Below are 26802 nucleotides of genomic sequence, written 5' to 3'. Positions count from 1 at the left end.
CCGCCTCACTCCTCTTCGTCGCCGGCGTCCGCATCGCGGGCGTCGGCGTCGTCGTCTTCGGAGTCCTCTGCCTCATCGTCCTCATCGTCCTCATCGGACGCGTCGAGCTCGTCGTCCTGATCGGACGGGTCGAGCTCGTCGATGTCCACGCCGTCGAGGTCTCCGGCATGGAGGATGTCGGAGCCGTCCTCGTCGAGTTCGTCATCGTCGATGCCGTCGTCGTCGAGGTCGCCGTCGGCGTCCTCTTCCTCCCCGTCGGCGTCCTCACCACCGGCAGCGGCGGCCTCGGCCAGCTCCGCCTGGTGTGCGCGGTACTCGGCGAGGCGTTCCGCCCACGGCACCCACTCCGGGGCCAGCAGAGCACCGTCGCCGGGGAGCAGCTCGACCTCGAGGACGGTGGGCTCCTCGTCCTCGACACGGGCGACCGTCACCGTCCAGTACCAGCCGGGGTAGCCGGGGAGCCGGTTCTCGAATCGCAGGGAGACGGATCCGTCCTCCTCCGGCGTGAAGCCGGCAGCCGGCCCGACCGTGGCGGCAGGGGTGATCTCGCGCAGGGCGGCGAGCGCGAGGTCGTGCGCCTCGACGAGCCGCGCGTCGGCGTCAGGCTTCGAGGTCATCGGCGACCTTGCGCAGGACGGCCGCGATCTTGCGGCCGTGGCTCGAGGAGGGGTAGCGGCCGCGGCGCAGGTCGCCGCCGATGCCGTCGAGGAGCTTCACGAGATCCTCGATGATGATCGCCATGTCGTCGGCGGGCTTGCGCTTCGCCTTCGCGAGACTGGGCGGCGCTTCGAGCACCCGGACCGACAGCGCCTGGAGACCGCGCTTGCCGTCGGCCACGCCGAACTCCACGCGCGCACCCGCCTTCACCGCGGTGCCGGCCGGCATCGCGGAGGCGTGCAGGAAGACGTCCTGGCCGTCATCGCTGGCGATGAAGCCGAAACCCTTGTCTTCGTCGTAGAACCTGACCTTGCCGGTGGGCATGGGAGAACCTCGCTGGATCGAATGCGGACGGAGCGCGCTCGTGCGCGTGTCCCCCAGCCTACCGGTCACGGGCGGAACGGAACCGCTCCCGCGCGTGCGAGTAGGCTGGGGCGGATGAGTACGCAGAGTCCCGGACCGGAGGTCCCCATCCGTCGGATCGACCGCATCCTGGCGTTCACCGCGCTCGGTATCGCGGCCGCGTCGGTGATCTGCTTCTTCGTCATCATCATCGGCACCGCGCTCGGCATGGACAGGGCCGCGTTCGGTGAGGGCCTGTGGCCGGTGATCGCCGCGATCCCCTACTGGGGGCTGCCGCTCGCCTTCGTCATGATCATCGCGCTGCTGGTGATGAGCTTCGTGCGGAAGGGTCGCGCCGAGTCGCGTCGCTGAGGCCGCATCGATGAGCACGCACGCACGCCCGTTGGCCGACGACCTGGCCGCGGCGAGCGATGACGAGCTGACGGCGCTGCTGGCCGCGCGCGGTGTGCGTCCCGATGTCGCCTGGCAGGATCTCTTCGACGCGGCCGAGGCCCTGCTGGACGCCGCGTCGATCGGCCGTGCGCTGCCCGCTCTGACCGCCGCGGAGGCCGCCGCGCTCGTCGACGCCGTGGCGGGAAACGGAGCCGGCGCCGGCCGCGAGCGTCTGACCGCGCTCGCCCTGCTCCGCGCCGACGGCACACCGCACCCGCCCGTCGCCGAGGCGGTGGCCGGGAGGTCTCGGCCTGCTCCCCTCGACGAGACCCCCGCACCGGCCGCGGAGGAGTCCGTCTCCGCGCACGCCGCGGAGCGCGCCTTCACCACCGTCGGCGTGCTCGCCGACATCCTGCTCCTCGCCAGGGAGCAGCCGTTCACCCTCCTCATGGGCGGTGCGGTGAGCGCGGGCCAGAAGCGTCAGCTCACCGAGACGGGCCTCAATGTCGAGAGCGTCGATCCGCTGGTGGCGCTCGCCGTGCGCGCCGGTCTCGCCGCTCCCGTCGAGCGCCTGCTGCGCACCACCCCGGCCGCTGAGGACTGGCTCCGTTCCCCCGCGCCCGCACGCTGGAACCTCCTGGCCACCGCCTTCCGTGACACGCTCCCCCGCGGGATCCGCACGGCGACGGGAGGGTGGCTGCCGCCGAGTCAATGGCCCCTCGCCCATCCCTGGGATCCGGCCTGGCCGGAGGAGGCGGCTCGACAGTTCGAGGCCGCTCGTCTTCTCGGCCTCATCGCGGAGGACGGCTCCGAGCCCCCGTGGTCCGCGGCGCTGCGGCGCGGCGAGGCGGCCGATCCCTCCGCCCTTTCGGCGCTCCTACCCGCGGAGGTGGACCGGATCTTCCTCCAGAACGACCTCACCGCGATCGCGCCGGGCCCCCTGCAGCCTGCACTGGACGTGCGGCTGCGGACCATGGCCCGTCGGGAGTCCGCCTCCCAGGCCTCGTCGTACCGCTTCACCGCGGAGTCGGTCGCACATGCGTTCGCCGCAGGGGAGGACGAGGCCTCGATCCTGGGGTTCCTCGGCGAGATCTCACTCACGGGCATTCCGCAGCCCCTCGGCTACCTCGTCGCGCAGACCGGCCAGCGCCACGGACTCGTGCGGGTCTCCGTGGACGAGGAGACGGGGCGCACGCGGGTGGAGAGCACGGACGCGCACCTCCTCGAAGCCATGGCGGTCGACCAGTCGCTCCGGCCGCTCGGGCTCACCGCGCACGTCGGCTCGCTGACGACCAAGGTCGGGCAGGACACGGTCTACTGGGCACTGACCGACGCCAGGTACCCCGCGACCCTCGTCGATCGCGACGGGACCGTCGCTGTACGCACGCGACACCCGGCTGCCGTACCCGACCCCGCCCCCGCCCCCGACTACGCACCGCTGATCGCGCGGCTGCGCGAACGCCAGGGACCCGACGCGGACGCCGCGTGGCTGGACAGGGAGCTGGAGGCGGCGGTGCGCGCGAAGGCCGTGCTGCGGGTGACGGTCGGCATGCCGGACGGATCCACCAGGGACCTTCTCCTCGAAGCCACCGGGATCGGCGGCGGACGGCTGCGGGGAAGGGACAGGGCGGCCGATGTCGAGCGCACCCTGCCCGTGTCGAGCATCCGCGCCGCGACCGTCGTCCCGACCTAGGCCCCGTGCAGCCACGGGCCGGTAGACTGGTCAGCTATGTCTGATGGCCCCCTGATCGTCCAGAGCGACCGCACCGTGCTCCTCGAGGTCGCCCACGCCGACGCCGAGAGCGCCCGCCACGAGCTCGCGATCTTCGCCGAGCTGGAGCGTGCGCCCGAGCACATCCACACGTACCGGATCACGCGGCTCGGGCTGTGGAACGCCCGCGCCGCCGGCCACACCGCCGAGGACATGCTGGAGACGCTCGACCGCTGGTCGCGCTTCCCCGTCCCGCCCTCCGTCGCCGTCGACCTGCGCGAGACGGTGAACCGGTACGGCCGCCTGGTCATCGAGCGTGACGATGAAGGCGTGCTCATCCTGCGCTCGACCGACCCCGCCGTGCTGGCCCAGGTCGCGAACAACAAGCGCATCCAGCCCCTGCTCATCGGGCACCCGACCCCGGAGACGTTCGTCGTGGACGCCTGGGCCCGCGGGCAGATCAAGCAGGAGCTGCTGAAGATCGGCTGGCCGGCGGAGGACCTCGCCGGCTACACGCCAGGCACCCCTCACGAGATCGAGCTCGCCGAGGACGGGTGGGCCATCCGCCCGTATCAGCAGGACGCCGTCGACGCCTTCTCGAAGGACGGCTCCGGCGTGGTCGTGCTCCCCTGCGGTGCGGGCAAGACGATCGTCGGCGCCGGGGCCATGGCGGCCACCAAGACGACGACCCTCATCCTCGTGACGAACACGGTGTCCGCGCGGCAGTGGCGGGACGAGCTGCTCAAGCGCACCAGCCTCACCCCCGAGGAGATCGGCGAGTACTCCGGGCAGGCCAAGGAGGTCAAACCCGTCACGATCGCGACGTACCAGATCCTCACCGCGAAGCGGAAGGGCGAGTACGCGCACCTCGCCCTCCTCGACGCGCTGGACTGGGGCCTCATCGTGTACGACGAGGTGCACCTGCTGCCGGCGCCCGTGTTCAAGCTCACCGCCGACCTCCAGGCCCGCCGCCGGATCGGCCTCACCGCGACCCTGGTCCGCGAGGACGGCCGCGAGGGCGACGTCTTCAGCCTGATCGGCCCGAAGCGCTTCGACGCCCCCTGGAAGCAGATCGAGGCGCAGGGCTTCATCTCCCCCGCCGCCTGCTTCGAGGTGCGAGTCGACCTTCCCCCGGCGGACCGCCTGGAGTACGCGGCGGCCACCGACGACGAGCGCTACCGACTCGCGGCCTCCGCCCCGGCGAAGATCGATGCGGTGCGCGAGCTGATCGCGGCTCACCAGGGCGAGCAGATCCTCGTCATCGGCCAGTACCTCGACCAGCTCGACGCGCTCTCGCAGGCGCTCGATGCCCCGCAGATCACCGGGTCCACTCCGGTCGAGGAGCGGGAAGAGCTGTACCGGGCATTCCGGGAGGGCGACATCTCGCTGCTCGTGGTGTCCAAGGTCGCGAACTTCTCCATCGACCTCCCCGAGGCATCGGTCGCCATCCAGGTGTCCGGCTCGTTCGGCTCCCGGCAGGAGGAGGCCCAGCGCCTCGGGCGCCTTCTCCGTCCGAAGCAGTCCGGCCACACCGCGAGCTTCTACACGCTCGTGGCACGCGACACGATCGACCAGGACTACGCGCAGAACCGGCAGCGGTTCCTCGCGGAGCAGGGGTACAGCTACACGATCATGGACGCCGAGGCGATCGCCGCCTGACGGCGGTGACGGCGCTCAGCCGCGCAGCATCCGCGGGAGCTGATGCGTGCCCGCGGCGCCGTCGGTGATCGCTGCGGTCCGCTCGATCCCCCGGCGGCGGGCCCAGCGGTCGGCGACGACGGCGAAGACGAGCATCGCCAGCGCGGAGCCGAGGAGATCGACCGGCGTGCCCGAGGTCGCGTTCGCATCGACCACGGCGACGGAGCCGAGCAGGAAGATCAGCAGATTGTTGACGATGTGGAGCGAGATCGCCGCCTCCAGACCGCCCGTGCGCCACGTCAGCCAGGCGGCGACGACGGCGAAGAGGCCGACGCTCGCCGCACCCCAGACGTCGTAGCCGTGCCCCAGCACGAACAGCGGCACCGGCAGCAGGATCGCGAAGGCGGGGTGCCTCAGCCAGCTCCCGACGAGCTGCATGAGGTACCCCCGGAAGACGTACTCCTCCGCTGCGGCCTGGAACGGGATCAGCACGAGCAGGAGCACCACCATGAGCAGCAGCCCCGGGTGGGAGAAGTCCGGCGTCACCGCGTCGCCCGCAGCGGCCGACCAGCCGAGCACCACGGCGAAGTAGACCACGAACACGGCGAGTGCCAGCCCGAGGGTCCGGCCGAGCCACCCCATCCGCAGCCGCCCGGTGACCGAGGAGAGCAGGCCGACGCCCCGCCCCTGCACCACCCGCGAGGCGAGCAGCAGCGCCGGGATCATGAGGATGAGCGGGAGCACGAGCGCCACGAGGAGCCACGGACGGTCGAGCTGGAAGTAGGCGGTGGTCCGGAACATCATCTGCAGTTCCGCCGCCCAACCCGGGACGAGGGCGGACACGACGACCAGCGGCACGATCACGAGCACGAGGATCGCGAGGTAGAACGCGATGCCGAGGAGCCCGGTGAGCAGCGGCTTCCACCACCGGGGGCGCGGGCGGAGGAGCGCCAGACGGTGGTACTCGAGCCCTCCGCCGGACCCCTCAGGAGACGCGGCGGACGGGGTGACGCGGGCGGCGGTGGCGTCCTCGATCGAACTCATGCCTCGATCCTCCCCCGACCGCCTGTGCAGCACATCCACCTGCCGACGGATCGACCGCATCCACGCCGTTCCGCAGGATAATCAGCCCGCGCATGGCCGAAGTCACCATAATGGGGTCATGACTGCTGCGCGCATCCTGGTCGTCGACGACGAGCCCAACATCCGCGACCTGCTCTCCACGGGTCTCAGCTTCGCCGGGTTCCAGGTGAAGACGGTGGCCAACGGCGCCGCCACGATCTCCGCCGTCCTCGAAGAGGAGCCGGACCTCATCATCCTCGACGTCATGCTCCCCGACATGAACGGGTTCAGCGTGACCAAGCGCCTCCGCGGCGCCGGCTTCACCGCACCCATCCTCTTCCTCACGGCCAAGGACGGCACCGAGGACAAGATCGAGGGACTCAACGCCGGCGGCGACGACTACGTCACCAAGCCGTTCAGCCTGGACGAGATCGTCGCCAGGGCCCAGGCCATCCTCCGCCGCACGATGCAGGCCGACGAGGAGTCGATCATCCGCGCCGGCGAGCTGTCGATGGACCAGGACACGCACGACGTGCACGTCGGCAAGGAGCCGATCGACCTGAGCCCGACCGAGTTCAAGCTCCTCCGCTACCTCATGCTGAACCCGAACCGGGTGCTGTCGAAGGCGCAGATCCTCGACCATGTCTGGGAATACGACTTCAACGGCGATGCCGGCATCGTGGAGAGCTACATCTCGTACCTCCGCCGCAAGATCGACCCGCACACCGAGGAGTCGCTGATCCAGACGAAGCGCGGCTTCGGGTACATGCTCAAGGTGGGCAAGACGGTCTGAGACCGTCAAGTCCGCACCCGCCGTCCCCGGACGGCACCGCCGTCGCAGCAGGGAGGACCGCATGGCGCACAAGCCGGATGCGGTCACCGCGTGGTGGCGGCGCATCAGCCTCCGCGCCAAGGTCACCGGCGTCACCGTGGCCGTCCTCGCGCTCGGCCTCCTCGTCGCGGGCATCGGGACCGTACCGCTGCTGCGGAACGCCCTGGTGGAGAACATCAACGCGCAGCTCCCTGCGCTGGTGACCAGCGACCTCGTCAACCGGTACTTCGACACGACGACGATCGACGGCGTCACCACATACACGCCGAGAGACGAGAAGCCGCGTGACTTCTCGTTCGCGGTCTACGACGCGGAGGGAGCCCTGCGCGCGACCGCGCCGAGCGCGTCGGGCCGAGCTCCGGTCTTCCCCGCCGAGTACTCGCTCTCCGACGCCCAGGCGAATGAGGAGCAGGTCCTCGCGCTCGAGGACGCGGACGGCGGCGTCTACCACGCGGCTGCCGCGGTCGTGCAGCAGGAGGGCGACCCGCTCAGCATCCAGATGGTGGCGCTCCCCCTCGCCGAAGCCGACCGCATCATCAGTCAGTACTTCGGCATCTACATCACCATCGCCCTCATCACGATCTTCGTCGCAGCGCTGCTCACCCGCGGCCTCGTGACGCTGACCTTCCGACGGCTCGGGCAGGTGGAGCAGACCGCCATGTCGATCGCCGCCGGCGACTTCCGACAGCGGCTCACCGACCTGGAGCCGACCACCGAGGTCGGCCGCCTCAATGCGGCCATCAACACGATGCTCGACCGCGTCGACCGGTCCCTCGCCCAACGCGACCGCACGGTACAGCACATGCGCCGGTTCATCGGAGACGCCAGTCACGAGCTGCGGACCCCGCTCGTCAGCGTGCGCGGGTACGCCGAGCTGTACCGCATGGGCGCGATCAAGGGCGAGGAGGACACCGCTCGGGCGATGGAGCGCATCGAGAAGGAGGCGATCCGCATGGGCGTGCTCGTGGAGGATCTCCTCGCGCTCGCACGGCTGGACGAGGAGCGCGAGCCGGAGATCGTCCCTCTCGACCTCCGCCCCATCGCCCGCGACGCCGCCCTCGACGTGCGCGCCGCGGCGCCCGGACGCGTGATCTCCGTGATCGACAGGACGGTCGAGAACGTCCCGACCGCCCCCATCCGCACGCCCGTGGTGCCCATCGCCCAGGACCCCGCACCCAAGACCCGGCCCCGCGCCACCCTGTCGCGGCTGCGCCGCCGTCCGCGCACGCCGGAGCAGCCCCCCGCCATCGACTTCACCGAGGTCGCGGACATCCCGGTCCGGACGCCGCCGATCGTGCTCGGCGAGGAGAACAAGGTCCGCCAGGTGGTCACGAATCTCCTGGGGAACGCGCGCCGCTTCTCCCCGGAGGACAGTCCGATCGAGATCGTGGTGGACTCGGACCGCGTCGCCGGGACCGCGAGCATCTCGATCGTCGATCACGGCGAGGGTGTCCCCCCGCAGATCCGGGAGCAGATCTTCGAGCGGTTCTGGCGCGCCGACACGTCCCGGGCACGGGAGACCGGTGGATCCGGTCTCGGGCTCGCCATCGTCGCCTCCATCCTCAAGGCTCTGAACGGCGACATCGCGGTCTCCGAGAGCCCTGGAGGCGGAGCCACCTTCACCGTGACGCTGCCACTGGCGCCGGCGCGCTCGACCCCGGAGCATCTCCTCGAGGACACGCAGCCGCTCGACCGCCTCGACCTGCCGTAACCGCCTCTTCTGCACAGTCGGCTCGCACCGCGGCGTTCTCCCGTCCACGGTGCCGCGCTCCCTCTCCGGGCGCCCCGGGACTGCCGCCTGCGTATCGTCGGGGTTTCCTCGAAGGGAGTTCCCATGACCGTCTTCACCGTCGACACCGACGCCGTCCACGCGGCCGAAGCCGCGACGCGCGCCACCATCGAGCGTCTGCGCGCCGAATCCGCCACCCTCATGTCGCAGCTCAGGCACTTGCAGACCGCCTGGGTCGGCACCGCCGCCACGGCGTTCCAGGGGTGCGCGGAGGAGTGGCAGGGCGCCCAGCAGCACGTCGAGCTCGTCCTGGACGGTATCGGCACCTCGCTCGGCGCCGTGGCCACCCAGTACGCCGACGCAGATCAGTACTCGGCGAGCCTGTTCCGCTGAGGGACACGCAGAAAGCCCCCGGCCGGAGCCGGGGGCTTTCTGTAGGTGAGACCGGGGTCTCCGATCCTGTCAGAGGATCAGAAGTCCATGCCGCCCGTGGGGTCACCCGCGGGAGCAGCAGCCTTCTCCGGCTTGTCGGCGACGACGGCCTCCGTCGTCAGGAACAGACCGGCGATCGACGCGGCGTTCTGCAGCGCGGAACGCGTGACCTTCGCCGGGTCGATGATTCCCTGTGCGAACATGTCGCCGTACTCGCCGCTGGCGGCGTTCAGGCCCTGGCCCGCGGGGAGCTCGGACACCTTGTTGGCGACGACGCCCGGCTCGAGACCGGCGTTCAGCGCGATCTGCTTCAGCGGAGCCTCGATCGCGACGCGCACGATGTTCGCACCGGTCGCCTCGTCGCCCTCGAGCGAGAGAGCGTCGAGCGCCTTCGTGCCGGACTGGATGAGCGCGACGCCACCACCGGGGACGATGCCCTCCTCGACGGCCGCCTTCGCGTTGCGGACGGCGTCCTCGATGCGGTGCTTGCGCTCCTTGAGCTCGACCTCGGTCGCAGCGCCGGCCTTGATGACGGCCACACCACCGGCGAGCTTCGCCAGGCGCTCCTGCAGCTTCTCGCGGTCGTAGTCGCTGTCGGTGTTCTCGATCTCGCGACGGATCTGCGTGACGCGGCCCTCGATCTGGTCGGCCTCGCCGGCACCCTCGACGATCGTGGTCTCGTCCTTGGTGACGATGACCTTGCGCGCACGGCCGAGCAGGTCGAGCGTGGCGTTCTCGAGCTTGAGGCCCACCTCTTCGGTGATGACCTGGCCGCCCGTGAGGATCGCGATGTCCTGCAGCTGCGCCTTACGGCGGTCGCCGAAGCCGGGAGCCTTGACGGCGACCGACTTGAAGATGCCCTTGAGCTTGTTCAGCACGAGGGTCGCGAGGGCCTCACCCTCGACGTCCTCGGCGATGATGACGAGCTCCTTGCCGTCCTGGATCACCTTGTCGACGATGGGCAGGAGGTCCTTGATGTTGGAGACCTTCTGGTTCGCGATGAGGATGTACGGGTCCTCGAAGACGGCTTCCTGGCGCTCCGGGTCCGTGACGAAGTAGGGGTTGAGGTAGCCCTTGTCGAAGCGCATGCCCTCGGTGAGCTCGAGCTCGGTGCCGAAGGTCTGCGACTCCTCGACGGTGACCACACCCTCCTTGCCGACCTTGTCGATGGCCTCGGCGATGAGCTCGCCGATCGCCGGGTCGGCGGCCGAGATGGAGGCGGTCGCGGCGATCTGCTCCTTGGAGTCGATCTCCTTCGCCGTGCTCAGCAGCTCCTCGGTGATCGCGGCGACGGCCTTCTCGATGCCGCGCTTGAGCGAGATGGGGTCGGCGCCGGCCGCGACGTTGCGCAGCCCCTCGCGGACCAGGGCCTGGGCGAGCACCGTGGCGGTCGTCGTGCCGTCACCGGCGACGTCGTCGGTCTTCTTAGCGACCTCCTTGACGAGCTCCGCGCCGATCTTCTCGTACGGGTCGTCCAGCTCGATCTCCTTGGCGATGGAGACACCGTCGTTCGTGATCGTGGGGGCGCCCCACTTCTTCTCGAGCACGACGTTGCGACCACGCGGGCCGAGGGTCACCTTGACCGCGTCGGCGAGGATGTTGAGGCCACGCTCGAGGCCGCGGCGGGCCTCCTCATCGAAGGCGATGATCTTTGCCATGAGTTTTGTCGTCCCTCCTGGACGTAGACGGTGGGTTTAGCACTCAGAGTAAGAGAGTGCTAACGCCATTCTGGCACTCGACACCATCGAGTGCAAGCCGCACGATCCGGGAGGGAGACGGGCGTCAGGGCGCGGGAGTCTCCGGCACCGACGCGGCCCGGTCGACGCCGATCACGATGGTGAGCTGCTTCTGCCCGTCCTCCGTCTGGCCGGCGTAGTAGTCGCTCTGCTGCACCTCGGCACCGCCGATGACGCCGGCGAGGCCCTTCGCCGCCTCCTCGTCCTCGGCGCTGACGTAGTAGACGGTCGTGGTCTCGAAGTCGTCGCTGGCGCTGTCGGTGGCGAGCACGGTCGCCGCCGCCCACCCGGCGTTGATGAGGGTGTCGCGCATCTGATCGTCCAGCCCGCTGTCCGGGGTCGCGTTGAGGATGAGCACCGAATAGCTCGGGTCGATCACCCCGGTCTGCTCAGGCGTGGGGGCCGCGGACGGCGCCGCCTCCGGGAAGAGGTCGATCCGTCCCATGACGGCCAGGGCGCCGAAGATGCCGGCGATGATGAGCACGAGAGCGGCGACGAAGGACCACAGCAGCACGACCCAGCCGTTCATGCCCGGGGCTTCGGCGCGGTGTGCTCCCACGCGTCCGGTGGAACGGGGGACCTCGTCGAAACGGTCACGGGGGGGCTTGGACACCCCTCGATGCTAGCGGCACGTCCCTGGCAAACCGTTCCGCGACGAGCCCGATCGCGTGCCGCGGGTCGGGTCAGCCCGTGAAGCCGGGGACCCGCGCCGACCGCCGGGCGCTCCTGGCATCCCGCAGCCGACGCAGGCGGCCGACGAGGATCGGATCGAAGGCGAGGGCCGCCTCCGAGTCGATGAGCCGACCGAGGAGCTGGTAGTAGCGCGCCGCGCTCATCCCCAGCCGCGTACGGATGACCTCCTCCTTCATGCCGCCGTGGCGCGGCCAGGCGGCCTCCAGGGCGAGGATCGCGCGATCGCGCTCCGTGAGGTGGTCTGCGGGCATGTCCTCAGGTTAGGTCGTGGTCGGCGTTTCGCCCGCGCGCCACTCCCACCGGGCGCCGAGCGGATCGGCTGCGGCGCGCACCCGACCGTCGAGCGCGACGACGAACCCGGGCCACGTCTCCGCGGCGACCGGCGGATCCCAGACGTCGAGCAGGGCGGGCGGGTCGATCGTGACCCAGCGCGCGGGGAGCGCCGCGATCCTCGCGACCAGCGCCTCCCGCTCCGCTCGCGGGATGTGCACGAGAACGCCCGGCGTCGTGATCACCAGCGTGGCGTCCGCCGGGGCGGCCCGCGCCAGGTCCTCCAGGTGGACGGCCGCGTCTCCGGCGATGAGAAGAGGCGGGTCGGCGGCCGCGATGTCGAGAGCGGCCGTGATGCGCTGCTCCCTCCCCTCCTCCCCCGGCCACACGAGAGCGCGCAGCCAGCGCCGATCCTCGTCGTCGGCGGCGTCCAGCGGCGCGAGGTCGATCCCCGCACGCCACACGACCTCGGGCATCCGCAGCGACGGGAGGTCGCCGGAGACGACGCTCTCCAGCACCACCGACGAGGGGCCGTCGAGGGGATCGAGCGCCTGACGGACGAGTCCGTCTCCGTCGATGACGCGATACGAATAGCGATCGGGGTACAGGCAGAGGCCGGCGGAGGCGCCGACCTCCAGCAGAGCGAGGGGTCCGTCGATCTCGGAGAGCACCGGGAGCAGCGCGGCGGTACGCAGCGGCTCGTTGGTCTGGAGCGCGCGCCGTGTGCATTCCTCGACGAGCCGGTCGGCGTGCGCGAGGACGAAGCGACGCCACTCCGAGTACGGCCCATGACCGGCACCGAGCAGGCGGGACACGGCGAAGATGAGGGGAGGCTGACGTCGGGTCGCAGGGATCCGCTGGAGGAGGTGCGTGATCTCCTGGTCTTCGGCGACCCCCGCCGCCCACTCCGCATACAGCGCGCTGCGCCCCGGCGCCTCCATCGCGGCGAATCGGGCATAGCGCTCGTGCACGGCGTGGGTCATTCGTCCATTCTGACGCGGAGCGCCACGAAGGCTCCGCACAAGGGAGAATGGAAGGGACTCAGGAGGACACGATGCCCTACAGCGTGAACAAGACCGAAGACGAGTGGCGCGAAGAGCTCGGCGAGGAGCAGTACGCCGTGCTGCGCCAGGCGGCGACCGAGCGCGCCTGGACCGGTGAGCTGCTCGACGAGGAGCGCGCCGGCCTCTACACCTGCGGCGCCTGCGGTGCGGAGCTCTTCAAGAGCGGCACCAAGTTCGACTCGGGCTGCGGCTGGCCGAGCTTCTACGAGTCGGTCCGCCCGGACGCGGTGGAGCTGCTCGAGGACGACAGCCTCGGCATGGTCCGTACCGAGGTCCGGTGCGCGTCGTGCGGCTCGCACCTCGGCCACGTCTTCCCGGACGGCTTCGGCACGCCCACCGGTGACCGCTACTGCATGAACTCGATCGCGCTGAACTTCACGCCCGACGAGTCGTGAGCGCCCTCGACGCCGTCCGCGCACGGCAGTCCTGGTCGAAGGTCGGCGACACCGCTCCCGGACGTGAGGAGCTGGTGACGCTCGTCGGCGCCGCCGGCCGCGTCGCCGACCACTCGTCGCTGCGCCCCTGGCGTCTGATCGAACTCCGCGGCGCGGACCGTGAGGCGCTCGGCGCCGCGATCGCCGAGGCGCAGGGGGACGCGGAGCCCTCCACGAAGCCGCTGCGTGCTCCGCTCCTCATCGCGGTGGTCGCGAGCTACCGCCCGAGCGAGAAGGTACCGCGCTGGGAGCAGGAGGCGGTGGCGTCCGGCGTCGCCCATGTGCTGAGCCTGCTGCTCGATGAGGCGGGGTGGGGCGTCATCTGGCGCACCGGGCACTACACGCGCTCGGAGCCGGTCGCGCGGATGCATGGACTGGGTACGGACGAGGAACTCCTCGGGTGGCTCTACGTCGGCGCGAAGCCGGAGGGCAAGAGCCCGGGCCGACGCAAGACCGTCGACGCCCGCGCCCTCCTGACCCGCCCGCCGAAGCTCTCCGCCGAAGCCCGGGCGGCTGCGGAGGAAGCCGCGCGGGAGGCCGCGGACAAGAAGGCCGCCACGGCGGAGAAGAAGGCCCGCAAGAAGGCCCGCAAGAAGGCCCGCAAGAAGGCGAAGAAGAAGGCGAAGAAGGCCGCCAGGAAGAGCGGTTCCTAGAGCCGGCGGCGACGCCAGGGCACCGCGACGAGGACCGAGCCGACCGCCACGATCACCATCGCGATCACCTGCCACAGTGCCGGTCCCGCCTGCGCCGGCCAGAGCAGGTCGATCACGACGGACGTGACGAGCTGCCCGAGCACCGAGCCCAGGCCCATCAGCAGCACGCCCGTGTGCGCGACGATGAACGCGCCGAGCAGGATGTAGCCGGCCCCCAGGAAACCGCCGAGGTAGAGCCAGGGCTCGGTCGGCAGCGCGGCCGGCCACCCCCGCACCGCGACGCTGGTGCCGGCGGCGACCGCCAGCACCAGGGTGCCAGCGATGAAGCTCATCAGGGTGGCGGCGATCGGCGACTGCACGCGCTGGGCCAGCCGCCCGTTGGTCGCCGCCTGCCAGGCGATGCCCACGCCGGCGGCGAACGGAAGCAGCAGCATCCACAGCGGGGCGGTCGCGAGCACATCGCCGGAGAGGGAGATGCCGACCGCGGCGAGGGCCAGCACGCCGCCCATCACGCGACCGGGGGTCACGGCCACGACGCCGGCCGGGCCGAAGCCGATGCGGTCGAGGACGAGGCCGTGCAGGGTCTGTCCCGCGACGACGCCGACGGTGAAGAGCGAGACGCCGAGGATCCCCGCCGTCAACCCCTGAGTGGACACGGTGAGCGCACCGCAGGCACCGCCGAGGAGCATCCAGAACGGGATGCTGCGCTCCCGGATCCCCCGTCCGAGGCGCATCGCGCCGCGCCGGGCGAAGGGCAGGAACGAGATGACCACGGCGAGCGCCACGAGCCCGACCGCGAAGGACAGGAAACCGGCGACGATGCCGTTGTCGACGCGCACGCCCAGCACGCCGTTGATGCGCGCCTGGACCGCGGTCATGACCCCGATCGCGACGGCTCCCCCGAGGGCCAGAGGAGCGGGGAGTCGGCGGGCGGGGGTCACCTGTCGACACTATCGGAGCGACGCAGCCCACCCGTCCTCCCCCACACGGTCCTCCCAGAGGACGATCCCACCGCTTCCGGGAATCGTCCTCCGGGAGGACGCGCCGCGGCCCGCCGATCCGTAGCGTGGAACCCATGATCACCGCAGAAGGCCTCACCAAGAGATTCGGGGACAAGACCGCTGTGGACGGCGTGTCCTTCACCGTGCAGCCCGGCAGCGTCACCGGCTTCCTCGGACCGAACGGCGCAGGGAAGTCGACGACCATGCGCATGATCGTCGGGCTCGACCGTCCGACGGCCGGGACGGCGACCGTCGCCGGGCGGGAGTACCGCAAGCTCCGCGCACCGCTCACCGAGGTGGGCGTGCTGCTGGACGCGAAGGCGGTGCACACCGGACGGACGGCGCGCGATCACCTCCGCGCGATGGCCGCCACGCACGGCATCCCCACCTCCCGCGTCGACGAGGTCATCGAGCTCGCCGGCATCGGCTCGGTCGCCCGGAAGCGCGCCGGGAAGTTCTCCCTCGGCATGGGGCAGCGCCTGGGGATCGCCTCCGCACTGCTGGGCGATCCGCACACCCTCATCCTCGACGAGCCCGTCAACGGCCTCGACCCCGAGGGCGTCCGCTGGGTGCGGCAGTTCGTGCGACACGCCGCCTCCGAGGGCCGGACGGTGCTGCTGTCCAGTCACCTCATGAGCGAGATGGCGCAGACCGCCGACCATGTCATCGTGATGGGACGGGGCAAGGTCCTCGCCGATGCCCCGCTCGCCGAGCTGGTCCGTTCGTGGACGACCAACCGCGTGCGCGTGCGGACGCCGCGCCCGACCGACCTCGTGGCCGCCGTGGGCGGTCCCGAGGTGGAGATCGTCAGCGCGGCTCCCGATCTGCTCGACATCGCTGGGCTCCCGGCGGCGCGCATCGGCGACCTCGCCGCGGAGCGGGGGATCCCGCTGCACGAACTCACCCCGACCACCGGATCCCTCGAAGAGGCCTACCTCGCCCTCACCGGCGACGCCGTCGAGTACCGCACGAAGGAGCTCTCATGACCGCCGCCCCCGCCGTGACGACCCCGGCCGTCGCACCCCCCGCCGCCGACTCCGGCCGGCGCCTCACGTTCGCGCGCGCCGTGCGCGGCGAGGCCATCAAGCTCACCACCCTCCGGTCGACGTGGTGGTCCATCGCGATCGCCGCCGTGCTCACGATCGGCATCGCCGTCCTCATCGCCCAGGCGATCGACGCCCCCGGGTTCGACCCGATCCAGGCCGTCGTCATGCCTATCCAGTTCACGATGCTGCTCGCCGGCATCATCGGCGCGATCTCGGTGACCGGGGAGTACTCCACGGGCATGATCCGCTCGACGCTGACAGCCGACCCGATCCGCGGGTCCGTGCTGCTGGCGAAGTCGCTCGTGCTCGCGGGCTTCCTGTTCGTGTCGTCGCTGGTCATCTTCGGTGCCGCGGCGGCGGCCGTCTCCGCCGTGGTCGCGGAACGCGAGCGGGGCATCGACTGGTCGGACCCCTCGAGCTCCGTCCTGCCGATCGTGGTCGCCTCGCTCGCCATGGCCGTCTTCGCGCTGATCGGTGTGGCCTTCGGCTTCATCCTGCGCTCGGGCGCCGGGGCGATCGCGGCGACGGTCGGTCTGCTGTTCGTGCTCCCGATCGTCGCGAGCTTCTTCTCGATGGCCGGCGAGGCCTGGGCCTGGGTGATCGACGCCTCGGCCTACCTGCCGGTCGCCGCTGCGCAGAACGCGATCCTGCCCGGTGACACGGCGACGCTCGACGCTCCGGTCGCCTACCTCACGCTGGGCTGCTGGGTGGTCGGCGGCCTGCTGGCCGCCTGGGCCGTCCTCCGCACGCGCGACGCGTAGGAGACCGGGTGCCGGCGACGCGACGCGGAACGGACACCGTCCGGGAGGACGAGGGGCTGCGGCTCCCTCGTCCTCCCGGGGTGTTCCGTCGTTTCTGGGCGCGCCATCCCGTCCTCGCCGACGTCCTGCTCACCCTGCTCTGCATCATCCTCACGATCACCCCCGCCGCGCGCATCGATGACGCCGACCGCGGGCCCGTCGGGCTCGTGCTCGCCGCCCTGCTGCCGCTGTGCGTGATCGCGGCGTGCGCCACCCTGCTCTGGCGTCGACGGAAGCCCTGGCTTCCCGCGGTCGCGGCGATCCTGCTCGAAGCCTTCCTCCTGTTCACCGCCCTGCCCGGGAGCAGCCCGCTCCTGCTGATCGCCGGTTACTCCCTCGCCGTCTACCGCTCCGCCCGCGCGGCGTGGACGGCCTTCGGCATCGGGGTCGCGACGACCGCCTCCGGGGCCGGGCTCCTCCTCTGGGCCGGCGTCTTCACCCTTCAAGAGGCGGTCAACGCGCTCCTCGGCACGGTCGTGCTCGGGCTCATCGGCACCCTGATCGGCGCGAACGTGGGCAACCGCAAACGCTATCTGGACGCCGTCATCGACCGCTCGCGGCAGCTTCTCGTGGAGCGGGATCAGCAGGCGCAGCTCGCCGCAGCCGCCGAGCGCGCGCGGATCGCGCGGGAGATGCACGACATCGTGTCGCACTCCCTGACCGTGGTCGTGGCGCTGTCCGAGGGAGCGGCCGCCACCCCGGACCGAGAGCAGGCCCGCGCAGCCGCCACCTCCGCGGCGGACACCGCCCGCAGCGCGCTCACCCAGATGCGGGCGATGCTCGGCGTGCTGCGAGACGACGACGCACCGCTGCTCCTCGCGCCGGTGTCTCCCGCGTCACCACAGGAGACCGTCGCGGCGGCGCAGCGGACCGGGTATCCGGTCACCCTCGCCACAGCCGGTCAGGCGGAGGTGTCGTCCGACGTGGCCCATGCCCTCGGCCGGATCGTGCAGGAGGGGCTGACGAACGCGATGCGGCACGCGCCGACGGCGACCACGGCGTCCGTGCGCCTCGAGTACACGCCCGCTACCGTGAGGGTGGAGATCGTCAACGACGGCGTAGCCGGGGCTCCCACTGAGGGCGGCTTCGGACTACGAGGGCTCACGGAGCGCGCCGCGCACGTCCGCGGCACCCTGGAGTCCCGGCCGGACGGAGAGGGGCGATGGACCCTGCGGGCTGTCCTGCCGACGTCGGCCGAGGCCCCGGCCGTGTCGCCGGGCGGAGAGGAGAACACATGACAGCGCCGATCCGCGTGCTCCTGGTCGACGATCAGGAGCTGATCCGTCTGGGTTTCCGCATGGTCCTGGAGGCGGAGCCCGACATCGTCGTCATCGGAGAAGCCGCCGACGGGAACGCCGCGATCGCCCAGAGCGCTGCCCTCGCCCCTGACCTCGTGCTCATGGACATCCGCATGCCGGAGCTCGACGGGATCGCCGCGACGAGAGCCATCGTCGGCGCGCATCCCGAGACGAGGGTGCTCGTCCTCACGACGTTCGATCTCGATGAGTACGCCTTCGGTGCGATCCGCGCCGGCGCCAGCGGCTTCCTCCTGAAGGACGCCCAGCGCCACGAGATGCTCTCCGCGGTCCGTGCCGTGCACCGCGGCGACGCCGCCCTGGCGCCGCGGGTGACCCGCATGCTGTTGGAGCATGTCGGTCCGCAGCTGGGAAGCGCCGCGCCGGCGGCCGAGACGGTTGACGACGCCGGATACCGTTCCCTGACCGACCGCGAGCAGGAGGTCTTCCTCGCGATGGGAAGGGGTCTCTCCAACGCCGAGATCGCGGCGACCCTCTACGTCGGCGAGTCCACGGTCAAGACGCACGTCGGCCGCATCCTGGCCAAGCTCGGGGCACGGGACCGGATCCACGCCGTGATCCTCGCGCACCGGCTCGGGCTCGTCGGGCGGTGAGGCCGGGTCAGCTCTGAGGCGGCGTCCAGGCCGACACGCGGTTCAGGCGCTGGACCTCCTCGGACGACAGCTCCAGCCGCGCTCCGGCGAGCAGATCCGGAACCTGATCCACCGTCCGAGCGCTGGCGATGGGCGCCACCACGGTCGGTTGCGCCCGCAGCCAGGCCAGAGCCGTCGCGGCGACGGATGCGTCGTGCGCGGCGCCGATCTCATCCAGCGCGTCGATGATCCGCAGCCCAGCCGCGGTGGCGTACTTCGCGGCTCCGGCGGCGCGCGGCGATCCTTCTCCCCCGGCATCCGTCGAGCGGTACTTGCCGGTCAGGAAGCCGCTCGCCAGCGCGTAATACGGCACGAGGCCCAGCCCGAACTCCTCGGCGACGGGGATGATGGTGTCCTCGACGTCGTTGCGGTGCACGAGGTTGTAATGCGGCTGGATGGCGACGGGACGCGCGACGCCGAGCCGGTCGGCGATGTCGATCCACTGACGGATGCGGTCGGCCGTGTAGTTCGACACCGCCACGTGCCGCACGAGTCCGTCCGTGACGAGGGCGCCGAACGCCTCGACGGTCTCCTCCAGCGGCACCGACTCATCGTCGAAGTGCGCATAGTAGAGGTCGATCTCGTCCACGCCGAGGCGAGCGAGGGACGCCTCCGCCGCGCGGCGGACGTTCCCGGCCGAGAGGCCGCGGAAGTCGGGATGCTGGCTGACCTTGGTCGCGACGACGACGCCCTGGGGCCGCCGCGACGCGAGCCACGCCCCGATGATCGTCTCGCTCTCGCCGCCCTCGTTGCCCGGCACCCAGGCACTGTAGGAGTCCGCCGTGTCGATGAAGTCGCCGCCCCCGTCGAGGAAGGCGTCGAGGACGGCGAACGAAGCGTCACGGTCGGCGGTCCAGCCGAACACGTTGCCGCCGAGGGCGAGGGGGAAGACGTCGAGGTCACTGGAGCCGATACGGGTCATGTCCGAGACAACCGCAGCGAGCGGCACGAACATTCCCACCGGGGATCGGAAAAGATGCGCAGGTGGCCGGGGCGGGGTGCCGACCACCTGCACCCCAGTAACATAACACCCTCCGACGTGCTACGCGATATGCGGGCGCCCTGACATCGCGGCGCACCTGCCGGCTATCGGCGGCCCGCGTCCGCTCCGTGTCGCGCTTCGAAGTCTCGGATGTCCCGCAGCGCGCGCCGCACTGTGAGCGCGTACGCGATCGCCAACCCCACGCTCACCGCTCCGACGGCCACCCGCATCGCATCGAGGGCGCGCGCGTCCGTCAAGAGACCAGAGCTCAGCCACCAGACGGCGCTCACCGTCCAGAAGACGGCGAGCACGATCGCCCACGTCCTCCGTCGCTGCAGTGCGAGCCGCTGCGGAATCAGCGACGGGTCGGACTCGTCCGCGGGTGCGCTCATGCGCAGAGCCTAGCGCTGGGGCCGTGGGCGCCGGTGAAGTGGGCAGCCCTCCTCACTCGGATGAGCAGAGGGCCCGCATTCCCAGTGTTTCCCAGGGGATGCGGGCCTTCGCGTGCGGAGCCGACTACGGGACTCGAACCCGTAACCCCCGTATTACAAGTACGGTGCGCTACCAATTGCGCCAAGTCGGCGGATGCCATCACAGCTTAGCGATGGCGGGGACGCGTGACGGTCTACTCCGCCGGCGCCGAGGTGGCGGTCGGGGTCGGCGTCGGGGACGTCGACTCGTAGTACGCCTCGCTGGCGACGGACATGACGAACGTCGACAGCTCCTGCGGGTCGTCCAGCGCGCCGACATAGGCCTCGCCGTTGACGACGATCATCGGGGCGGCGGTGAGCACGAGGTCGTCGGAGCCGGGAAGCGGCCCCTTGAGCGCACGCGTCGTCGCCTCCTTCGCCCAGTTGACGTAGTCGCCGTCCTCGATGCACGAGCGCACGGTCTTCGCGTCGTCCACGCCCACGGCGCCCGCGAGGTTGGCGAGCTCCTCGTCGGACATCCCGTCGCTGCCCACGTCGGGCTGGTCGTCGAGGAGGTCGTGGTTGAACGCGTAGAACTGGTCCGGCGAGTGCGTGGCGACGCAGGCGGCGGCGGCAGCGGAGCGCAGCGAGTACTTGGTGCCGTTGGAGCTGGCGGTGAGCAGGGCGACCGGGTGGTAGCTCACGGTCGCGGCGCCGTCCTCGATCCACTGCGCGAGCAGACGGGCGTTGGCGCGCTCGAACTTGCCGGCGTCGGGCGAGAGGTAGTCGACGTACACGTGCACGTCCACCGCACCGGCCGCGGTGGGCTCCGGTGCCGGGGTCTCGGTCGCACCGGCCTCCGTGGGCTCGGGCTCCGGCGTGGCGGAGGCGGTGCCGGCGATGGCGGCGGAGGCGATGTCCGTCACCACGACGCCGTCGGCCTCCATGCCGCTCGGGCTGAGCTGCGGCTTGGACGTCTGCGAGGTCACGGCGAGCGTCACCGCGGTCCCGATCGCGCCGACCGCGATGATCGCGACCGCGCCGATGATGATCCGTCGCATCAGACGCGCCCGCGACTGCTGGGCGTGCACCTTCTGTGCCTTCTCCCGCACGGCCTCGCGCGAATTGCGAGGGGCGGGGACGTTCGGCGTTTCGTCGCTCGACATCGTTCCTCTTGAGTCTCAGGGGGTCCGGGTTGGCCCCGACCACCGTCGGGCGGTGATCGCCGCTGCGCACGGCCGGGTTCGATGCTAACCAGTGAGGCTGAGAAATACCCAGGTGCGGCCGTTCGTGCCATACTGATCCCGACCCGATGGAGGGTCACGGCGGGTCGCTCCGCCGCTTCATTCACTACGGATCGTCCGGCACGTACCTGCCGGTGAAGGAGAAACACGATGGCATCTGTGACTTTCGACGAGGCCACCCGCCTGTACCCCGGCGGCACCCGTCCGGCTGTCGACAAGCTCAACCTCGAGGTGGGAGACGGCGAGTTCCTCGTCCTGGTCGGTCCCTCCGGTTGCGGTAAGTCCACCTCCCTCCGCATGCTCGCCGGCCTCGAAGAGGTCAACTCCGGCCGCATCCTCATCGGCGACCGCGACGTCACCGATGTGCCGCCGAAGGACCGCGACATCGCGATGGTGTTCCAGAACTACGCGCTGTACCCGCACATGACCGTCGCCGAGAACATGGGCTTCGCGCTCAAGATCGCCGGCGTCGGCAAGGAGGAGCGTGCCTCACGCGTCCTCGAGGCCGCGAAGCTCCTCGACCTGGAGCAGTACCTCACCCGCAAGCCGAAGGCGCTCTCCGGTGGTCAGCGTCAGCGTGTCGCCATGGGTCGCGCGATCGTCCGTCAGCCCCAGGTCTTCCTCATGGACGAGCCGCTGTCGAACCTCGACGCCAAGCTCCGCGTCCAGACCCGTACGCAGATCGCGTCGCTGCAGCGCCGCCTCGGCGTCACCACGGTCTACGTCACGCACGACCAGACCGAGGCGCTCACCATGGGTGACCGCATCGCCGTGCTGAAGGACGGTCTGCTCCAGCAGGTCGGTTCGCCGCGCGACCTGTACGAGAAGCCGGAGAACGTCTTCGTCGCCGGCTTCATCGGCTCGCCCGCGATGAACCTGTTCTCGGCCGACCTGGCCGACGGCGGCGTGCGCTTCGGTACCGAGGTCGTCCCGCTCGACCGCGACACCGTCGGCCGTGCCAACGGCTCCCAGGTCACCGTGGGCGTCCGCCCCGAGGACATCACCGTCGGCCCGGCCGACGGTCAGGGCCTCTCGGTCGTCGTCGACCTCGTCGAGGAGCTCGGCGCCGACGGCTACCTCTACGGCCACACCGAGATCAACGGCAAGCGCACCGACCTCGTCGCCCGCGTCGACGGCCGCAACCACCCGAACGCCGGGGAGACCGTCACCCTCGCCGCGAACCCGGGTCACGTGCACGCGTTCGACCTCGAGTCCGGCGACCGCCTGAACGACAAGCCGGTCGTCTCGGCCTGATCGGACACCTCCACCGCGGCGCGGGCTGACTTCGGTCGCCCGCGCCGCGTCTTTTCCCCGGCACCCCTCAGGAGTACCCATGCAGGAATCCCTCCGGATCACCGCCAAGACGGTCGACCCCGGGCTGCTCGCCCTGCCGTGGTCGACGCCCCTGGAGAAGTGGCCGTCCGAGCACATCGTCTCCCTCCCCAAGGGCCTCTCGCGCCACCTCGTCCGCTTCGCGGACCTCTCGGGTCGCGTGGTGGCCGTCAAGGAGACGACGACCGAGATGGCGCGGCGGGAGTACGAGATGCTCGGCAACCTCGCGCGCCTCGACGTGCCGTGCGTGGAGCGGGTCGCGGTGATCGCCGGCCGCACGGACTCGTCGGGTGATCCGTTGCCCGCGGCGCTGGTCACCTCGCACCTGCGCTTCTCGATGCCGTACCGGGCGCTCTTCACCCGGGTGCTCCGCCCGGACACGGCCACCCGTCTCGTCGACGCGCTGGCCCTGCTGCTCGTGCGTCTGCACAACGTCGGCTTCTACTGGGGCGACGTCTCGCTCTCCAACACCCTGTTCCGCCGGGACGCCGGAGCGTTCGCGGCGTACCTCGTGGACGCGGAGACCGGGGAGCTGCACGAGGAGGGCCTGACGGACGGACAGCGCGCCTACGATCTGGATCTCGCCCGCACGAACATCGCCGGTGAGATCATGGACCTCGCCGCGGGCGGCCGCCTGGAGCACGGCGTCGACGCGGTCGCCATCGCGGACGGCATCGTGTCCTCCTACCGCTCGCTGTGGGCCGAGCTCACCGCGCAGGAGTCCTTCTCCGCCGCCGAGACCTGGCGCATCACGGAACGCGTCGAACGGCTCAACGCCCTCGGCTTCGACATCGACGAGATGTCGATGTCGACGACCGCCGACGGCACCGTGGTGGAGATCCAACCCAAGGTCGTCGACGCGGGACACCACCAGCGCCGACTCATCCGCCTCACGGGTCTCGACGTCGAGGAGAACCAGGCCCGACGGCTCCTCAACGACCTCGACGAGTTCCGCGCCCGCTCGACCAAGCAGTGGGCGGACGAGGAGATGTACGCGCACGAGTGGCTCACGCGCGTCTTCGAGCCCGTCGTGCGCGCCATCCCGTACGACCTGCGCGCCAAGCTGGAGCCGGCCGAGGTGTTCCACCAGGTGCTGGAGCACCGCTGGTATCTGTCGCAGGCGCAGGGACGCTCGGTGTCCCTCGCGGAGGTGCTGACGAGCTACATCAACGATGTGCTCCGCCACCGGCGCGACGAAGCCACCATCATGGGGCCGCCGACGGAGACGATGGGCCTCCCCGTCGTGACCGGCACGCTGGCTCTCGGCGACGACGACGAGGTGGACTGGCGCGACCTCGTCTGAGGCGGCCCCTTCGGTTCCGGACGGCGTCAGTAGCCGACGGTGAACCGCTCGCGGTGGTGGTTGCCCTGCTCGATCTCGTCGACGATCGCGACGGCGAAGTCCGCCCCGGAGATGTAGGACTTGCCGTCCTCATCGCGGACGAGCACGTCACCGCCGTCCCGATAGCGACCGGTGCGCTCCCCCTCGGCCCACGGTCCGAAGACCTCGGCCGGGTGCACGAAGAACCAGTCCAGGCTCTCGGCCGTGCGCTCCAGGAGCGCCAGCGAGTCGATGCCGACCTGCGCCTCGTGCTTGTACTCCTCCGGGAAGCCCTGATCGAACAGACGGGGACCGCCCGGCGCGACGAGGCTGCCGCCCGCGCCGCCCACGACGCCGAGCCGCGTCTCGGTGCCGTCGATCAGCGCGACCACGTTCGTCAGCGCCTCGAGGACGCGGTCCTCCATGTCACCGCGCGGCGAGAGCGCGGAGACCACGGCGTCCGCTCCCGCGAACGCCTCGGTCAGCGTCGCGGGGTCGAGCGCCGACCCCTGCACGTAGGCCGCACCCGCGACCGGATCCGCGGGGGTCGAGCGCGAGATGGCGACGACCGCGTGATCACGGCTCACCGCCTCCGCGACGATGTGGCGTCCGGCGTAGCCGGTTCCTCCCAGGACGATGATGCGGGCCATGCGTGTTCCTCTCGGTCAGTCCGCGGCGCGGACGGTCGCGACCTGGTACAGCGCGACCGAGGCCGCGATGCCCGCGTTCAGCGACTCGGTCGCCGCGGAGATGGGGATGGAGACGATCTGGTCGCAGGTCTCGGTCACGAGGCGGGACAGGCCCTTGCCCTCCGAGCCCACGACGATGACGACGGGGCGGTCCGCCAGCTCCAGCGCCGGCAGCGACACGTCGCCGTCGCCGTCGAGCCCGAGCACGAAGACGCCCTGCTTCTTGAACTCCTTGAGCTGGGTGGTGAGGTTCGATGCCAGGGCGACCGGGATGCGCGCCGCCGCGCCCGCGCTCGTCTTCCACGCCGCGGAGTTCACGCCGGCGGAGCGACGCTGCGGCAGGATGATGCCGTGGCCGCCGAACGCCGCCGTCGAGCGGATGATCGCGCCGAGGTTGCGGGGGTCCGTGATGCCGTCGAGGGCGACGAACAGCGGCATCTCGCCGCGGTCGATGACCTCCTCCAGCAGGTCCTGCGGGTGGGCGTACTCGTACGGCGGCACCTTGAGCGCCACGCCCTGGTGCACGCCGTCGAAGCCGGCCATGCGGTCGAGCTCCTGGCGGGTGACCTCGAGCACCGGGATGTCGCGGTGGGTCGCGATCGACAGCATCTCCTTGACCCGGTCGTCCATCTCGACGCGCTGCGCGATGTACATCGCGGTCGCCGGGATCTTCGCCCGCAGCGCCTCGAGCACCGAGTTGCGGCCGGTGACCGTCTCGGTGTCGTTGGTGTTGTCCTTCGACCTGGCGGTGCGGTTCGGGTTGCCCCCGGAGGCCGGACGCCCGCCGGGCTTGCCCTTGCCCCCGGCCGCGGCGAAGCGCTCGGCCGCGGCCTTGCGCTTACCGGCGGGGTGCCACGCGCGGTCCTCCGCCTTCGGCGTCGGGCCACGCCCCTCGAGCGCCTTGCGCCCGAGACCTCCCGTGCCCTTGGTGGGGCCCTTCTTGTTTCCCTTGCTCGCGCCGGGGCGCCCTGGCTTAGCCATCGATACTCCAATGAGTTCCGGCCGGAGTATCCTCCAGCGTGATTCCTGCGGCGGCGATCGCGTCTCGGATGCGATCCGCCGCCGCCCAGTCCTTCTCCGCGCGCGCGGTGGCGCGCTGCGCGATCATCTCCTGCACCAGCGCGTCGAGCGCCGCTGCCTGCCCATTCCCGGCCTTACGGGAGCCCGCGTCCTCGACGAGGCCGAGCACACCGGTCATGCCGAGCACCGCCCGCGCCGCGTCCAGGGCCGCTGCGGTGTCGCCCGCGTCCAGAGCCGAGTTCCCGGCCCGCACGCTCTCGTGCACGACGGCCAGCGCCTGCGGCACACCCAGGTCGTCGTCCATCGCATCGATGAACGCCGAGGGCAGGCTCTGCGCGTCATCGGCGCCGATCCCGTCGCCGGCCGCGCGGAGCGCCCGCTCCAGGAAGGAGCGGATGCGGCCGAGCGCCGCCTCCGCTTCCGACCAGGAGGATTCCGAGAGGTCGAGGCTCGATCGGTAGTGCGCCGCCGCGAGGGCATAGCGCACGACGAGCGGATCCCGCTCAGCGAGCACGTCCCGCGCGAGCGTGAAGTTGCCGAGCGACTTCGACATCTTCTGTCCGTCGACGGTCACGAGGCCGTTGTGCACCCAGTACCGGGCGAAGCCGTCGCCCGCTGCACTCGACTGCGCGAGCTCGTTCTCGTGATGCGGGAACCGCAGGTCCAGTCCCCCGCCGTGGATGTCGAACTCCGCACCGAGGTACCGCTTCGCCATGGCCGAGCACTCGATGTGCCAGCCGGGGCGCCCGGCACCCCATGGCGACGCCCACGTCGCGTCGGCGGGCTCGTCGGCCTTGGCGCCTTTCCAGAGGGCGAAGTCCTGCGGGTTGCGCTTGCCGCGCGGGTCGGCGTCCTGCGCGGCTTCCATCGCGTCCACGGACTGGTGGGTGAGGTCGCCGTAGGACGGCCAGGAACGCACGTCGAAGTACACGTCTCCCGAGCCATCGGGGGCGGGGTACGCGTGGCCTCGGTCGATGAGCAGCGCGATGAGCTCCTGCATCTGCGGCACGGAGGCCGTCGCACGAGGTTCGTAGGTCGGCGGGAGGATACCGATGCCGGCGTAGGCGGCGGCGAACTCCTGCTCCATCCGGTAGGCGAGTGCCCACCACGGCTCGGAGTCCGAGGCGTTCGCGAGGACCTTGTCGTCGATGTCGGTGACGTTGCGCACGAAGGTCACGCGCCCGTGGCGGTAAGTCAGCCAGCGGCGAAGGAGATCGAAGCTCAGAGCAGCTCTGACGTGACCGATGTGCGGTCCGGACTGCACCGTGGGTCCGCAGACGTACATCGTGATGTTCTCGGGATCGAGAGGCACGAAGTCGCGCAGCAGCTGTGCGCGGGTGTCGTAGAGGCGGAGAGTCACCGC

Annotated in this window: 28 protein-coding genes and 1 tRNA gene; 14 read left to right on the top strand and 15 right to left on the bottom strand. The window is 70.9% G+C overall.

The window, feature by feature from the left end; translation table 11 throughout:
• Nucleotides 1-5: 5 nt before the first annotated feature.
• On the bottom strand, nt 6-617 hold the full coding sequence (locus tag AB0310_RS15735; RefSeq protein WP_187662062.1) for a DUF3027 domain-containing protein: 612 nt from the start codon (nt 615-617) through the stop codon (nt 6-8).
• Nucleotides 601-981: a cold-shock protein gene (locus tag AB0310_RS15730; RefSeq protein WP_025105533.1), complete on the bottom strand. Its 381-nt coding sequence runs from the start codon at nt 979-981 to the stop codon at nt 601-603. The genes AB0310_RS15735 and AB0310_RS15730 overlap by 17 nt, the downstream gene beginning before the upstream one ends.
• A gap of 114 nt (nt 982-1095) precedes the next feature.
• Here AB0310_RS15730 and AB0310_RS15725 point away from each other — a divergent pair, with 114 nt between their 5' ends.
• Genes AB0310_RS15725 through AB0310_RS15715 form a run of 3 tightly spaced genes read left to right on the top strand, consistent with a single transcriptional unit; the run spans nt 1096 to nt 4762 of the window.
• Nucleotides 1096-1371 (top strand): multidrug ABC transporter ATPase, encoded by a 276-nt coding sequence (locus AB0310_RS15725; protein ID WP_187662063.1) that lies wholly within the window; start codon nt 1096-1098, stop codon nt 1369-1371.
• Between the two features lie 10 nt (nt 1372-1381).
• Entirely contained in the window at nt 1382-3085 is a 1704-nt protein-coding gene (locus AB0310_RS15720) for a helicase-associated domain-containing protein (RefSeq protein WP_366237599.1), read from the top strand.
• A 36-nt stretch (nt 3086-3121) separates the two neighbouring features.
• Nucleotides 3122-4762: a DNA repair helicase XPB gene (locus tag AB0310_RS15715; RefSeq protein ID WP_259951427.1), complete on the top strand. Its 1641-nt coding sequence runs from the start codon at nt 3122-3124 to the stop codon at nt 4760-4762.
• Between the two features lie 15 nt (nt 4763-4777).
• On the opposite strand, the gene AB0310_RS15710 is transcribed toward AB0310_RS15715, so the two are convergent.
• Entirely contained in the window at nt 4778-5785 is a 1008-nt protein-coding gene (locus tag AB0310_RS15710; protein WP_366237598.1) for a CPBP family intramembrane glutamic endopeptidase, read from the bottom strand.
• Between the two features lie 118 nt (nt 5786-5903).
• Here AB0310_RS15710 and AB0310_RS15705 point away from each other — a divergent pair, with 118 nt between their 5' ends.
• The 3 genes from AB0310_RS15705 (at nt 5904) to AB0310_RS15695 (ending at nt 8757) form a co-directional block, all read left to right on the top strand.
• Nucleotides 5904-6596, top strand: coding sequence for a response regulator transcription factor (locus tag AB0310_RS15705; protein ID WP_025105529.1), 693 nt, complete (start codon nt 5904-5906; stop codon nt 6594-6596).
• Between the two features lie 61 nt (nt 6597-6657).
• Complete coding sequence (locus AB0310_RS15700; RefSeq protein WP_268776759.1) at nt 6658-8346, top strand: sensor histidine kinase; 1689 nt, start codon at nt 6658-6660, stop codon at nt 8344-8346.
• 123 nt (nt 8347-8469) lie between these two features.
• Nucleotides 8470-8757, top strand: a complete 288-nt coding sequence (locus tag AB0310_RS15695) for a WXG100 family type VII secretion target (RefSeq protein WP_187662068.1) — start codon at nt 8470-8472, stop codon at nt 8755-8757.
• A 77-nt stretch (nt 8758-8834) separates the two neighbouring features.
• Here the strand turns inward: AB0310_RS15695 and groL are convergent, their stop codons facing one another.
• The 4 genes from groL to AB0310_RS15675 all read right to left on the bottom strand — a co-directional run bounded on the left by groL (nt 8835) and on the right by AB0310_RS15675 (nt 12478).
• Nucleotides 8835-10454 carry a chaperonin GroEL gene (gene groL, locus AB0310_RS15690; RefSeq protein ID WP_025105526.1) on the bottom strand — a complete coding sequence of 540 codons (1620 nt, stop codon included), beginning with the start codon at nt 10452-10454 and terminating at the stop codon, nt 8835-8837.
• Nucleotides 10455-10578: 124 nt separating this feature from the next.
• On the bottom strand, nt 10579-11145 hold the full coding sequence (locus AB0310_RS15685) for a LytR C-terminal domain-containing protein (RefSeq protein WP_332107624.1): 567 nt from the start codon (nt 11143-11145) through the stop codon (nt 10579-10581).
• A gap of 70 nt (nt 11146-11215) precedes the next feature.
• A complete protein-coding gene (locus AB0310_RS15680) occupies nt 11216-11476 on the bottom strand; it encodes a DUF3263 domain-containing protein (protein ID WP_259951423.1) in 261 nt (86 codons plus the stop codon).
• A gap of 9 nt (nt 11477-11485) precedes the next feature.
• Nucleotides 11486-12478 (bottom strand): DUF2332 family protein, encoded by a 993-nt coding sequence (locus AB0310_RS15675; protein WP_366237597.1) that lies wholly within the window; start codon nt 12476-12478, stop codon nt 11486-11488.
• Nucleotides 12479-12549: 71 nt separating this feature from the next.
• On the opposite strand from AB0310_RS15675, the gene msrB reads away from it, so the two are divergent.
• On the top strand, nt 12550-12954 hold the full coding sequence (msrB, locus tag AB0310_RS15670) for a peptide-methionine (R)-S-oxide reductase MsrB (protein ID WP_101848572.1): 405 nt from the start codon (nt 12550-12552) through the stop codon (nt 12952-12954).
• A complete protein-coding gene (locus tag AB0310_RS15665; protein ID WP_197971842.1) occupies nt 12951-13646 on the top strand; it encodes a nitroreductase family protein in 696 nt (231 codons plus the stop codon). The genes msrB and AB0310_RS15665 overlap by 4 nt, the downstream gene beginning before the upstream one ends.
• Here AB0310_RS15665 and AB0310_RS15660 read toward each other — a convergent pair.
• Complete coding sequence (locus AB0310_RS15660; RefSeq protein ID WP_187664202.1) at nt 13643-14557, bottom strand: DMT family transporter; 915 nt, start codon at nt 14555-14557, stop codon at nt 13643-13645. The genes AB0310_RS15665 and AB0310_RS15660 overlap by 4 nt on opposite strands.
• Before the next feature lie 164 nt (nt 14558-14721).
• On the opposite strand from AB0310_RS15660, the gene AB0310_RS15655 reads away from it, so the two are divergent.
• The 4 genes from AB0310_RS15655 to AB0310_RS15640 are packed head-to-tail and all read left to right on the top strand — an operon-like array spanning nt 14722 to nt 18402.
• On the top strand, nt 14722-15633 hold the full coding sequence (locus AB0310_RS15655; protein ID WP_363447168.1) for an ABC transporter ATP-binding protein: 912 nt from the start codon (nt 14722-14724) through the stop codon (nt 15631-15633).
• The gene (locus tag AB0310_RS15650) at nt 15630-16454 is read left to right on the top strand and encodes an ABC-2 transporter permease (protein ID WP_363447171.1); all 825 of its coding nucleotides are present in this window, start codon (nt 15630-15632) and stop codon (nt 16452-16454) included. The genes AB0310_RS15655 and AB0310_RS15650 overlap by 4 nt, the downstream gene beginning before the upstream one ends.
• 8 nt (nt 16455-16462) lie before the next feature.
• The gene (locus AB0310_RS15645) at nt 16463-17731 is read left to right on the top strand and encodes a sensor histidine kinase (RefSeq protein ID WP_259951418.1); all 1269 of its coding nucleotides are present in this window, start codon (nt 16463-16465) and stop codon (nt 17729-17731) included.
• Entirely contained in the window at nt 17728-18402 is a 675-nt protein-coding gene (locus AB0310_RS15640) for a response regulator transcription factor (protein WP_268776753.1), read from the top strand. Before AB0310_RS15645 ends, AB0310_RS15640 begins: the two co-directional genes overlap by 4 nt.
• 7 nt (nt 18403-18409) lie before the next feature.
• Here the strand turns inward: AB0310_RS15640 and AB0310_RS15635 are convergent, their stop codons facing one another.
• The 4 genes from AB0310_RS15635 to AB0310_RS15620 form a co-directional block, all read right to left on the bottom strand.
• Nucleotides 18410-19363 (bottom strand): aldo/keto reductase, encoded by a 954-nt coding sequence (locus AB0310_RS15635; RefSeq protein WP_268776752.1) that lies wholly within the window; start codon nt 19361-19363, stop codon nt 18410-18412.
• 164 nt (nt 19364-19527) lie between these two features.
• Complete coding sequence (locus tag AB0310_RS15630; RefSeq protein ID WP_366237596.1) at nt 19528-19815, bottom strand: hypothetical protein; 288 nt, start codon at nt 19813-19815, stop codon at nt 19528-19530.
• Between the two features lie 118 nt (nt 19816-19933).
• A tRNA-Thr gene (locus AB0310_RS15625) sits at nt 19934-20006 on the bottom strand.
• A gap of 42 nt (nt 20007-20048) precedes the next feature.
• Nucleotides 20049-20999, bottom strand: coding sequence for a thioredoxin domain-containing protein (locus tag AB0310_RS15620; RefSeq protein ID WP_187662077.1), 951 nt, complete (start codon nt 20997-20999; stop codon nt 20049-20051).
• Nucleotides 21000-21227: 228 nt separating this feature from the next.
• Here AB0310_RS15620 and AB0310_RS15615 point away from each other — a divergent pair, with 228 nt between their 5' ends.
• Complete coding sequence (locus AB0310_RS15615; RefSeq protein ID WP_366237595.1) at nt 21228-22331, top strand: ABC transporter ATP-binding protein; 1104 nt, start codon at nt 21228-21230, stop codon at nt 22329-22331.
• A 79-nt stretch (nt 22332-22410) separates the two neighbouring features.
• Nucleotides 22411-23712, top strand: coding sequence for a DUF4032 domain-containing protein (locus tag AB0310_RS15610; protein ID WP_259951412.1), 1302 nt, complete (start codon nt 22411-22413; stop codon nt 23710-23712).
• 26 nt (nt 23713-23738) lie between these two features.
• Here AB0310_RS15610 and AB0310_RS15605 read toward each other — a convergent pair whose 3' ends face one another.
• From AB0310_RS15605 to cysS, 3 genes are read right to left on the bottom strand one after another with little or no spacing between them, the layout of a single operon-like run.
• On the bottom strand, nt 23739-24380 hold the full coding sequence (locus AB0310_RS15605) for an NAD(P)-dependent oxidoreductase (protein ID WP_187662080.1): 642 nt from the start codon (nt 24378-24380) through the stop codon (nt 23739-23741).
• A 15-nt stretch (nt 24381-24395) separates the two neighbouring features.
• Nucleotides 24396-25400 (bottom strand): 23S rRNA (guanosine(2251)-2'-O)-methyltransferase RlmB, encoded by a 1005-nt coding sequence (gene rlmB, locus AB0310_RS15600; protein ID WP_315637874.1) that lies wholly within the window; start codon nt 25398-25400, stop codon nt 24396-24398.
• Nucleotides 25393-26799 (bottom strand): cysteine--tRNA ligase, encoded by a 1407-nt coding sequence (cysS, locus tag AB0310_RS15595; protein WP_366237594.1) that lies wholly within the window; start codon nt 26797-26799, stop codon nt 25393-25395. The genes rlmB and cysS overlap by 8 nt, the downstream gene beginning before the upstream one ends.
• Nucleotides 26800-26802 lie beyond the last annotated feature (3 nt).

The organism is Microbacterium meiriae (assembly GCF_040702565.1).
GTDB lineage: Bacteria > Actinomycetota > Actinomycetes > Actinomycetales > Microbacteriaceae > Microbacterium > Microbacterium meiriae.
The sequence above is the reverse complement of the archived record's forward strand: the minus strand, read 5'-3'. Positions and strand labels throughout refer to the sequence as shown.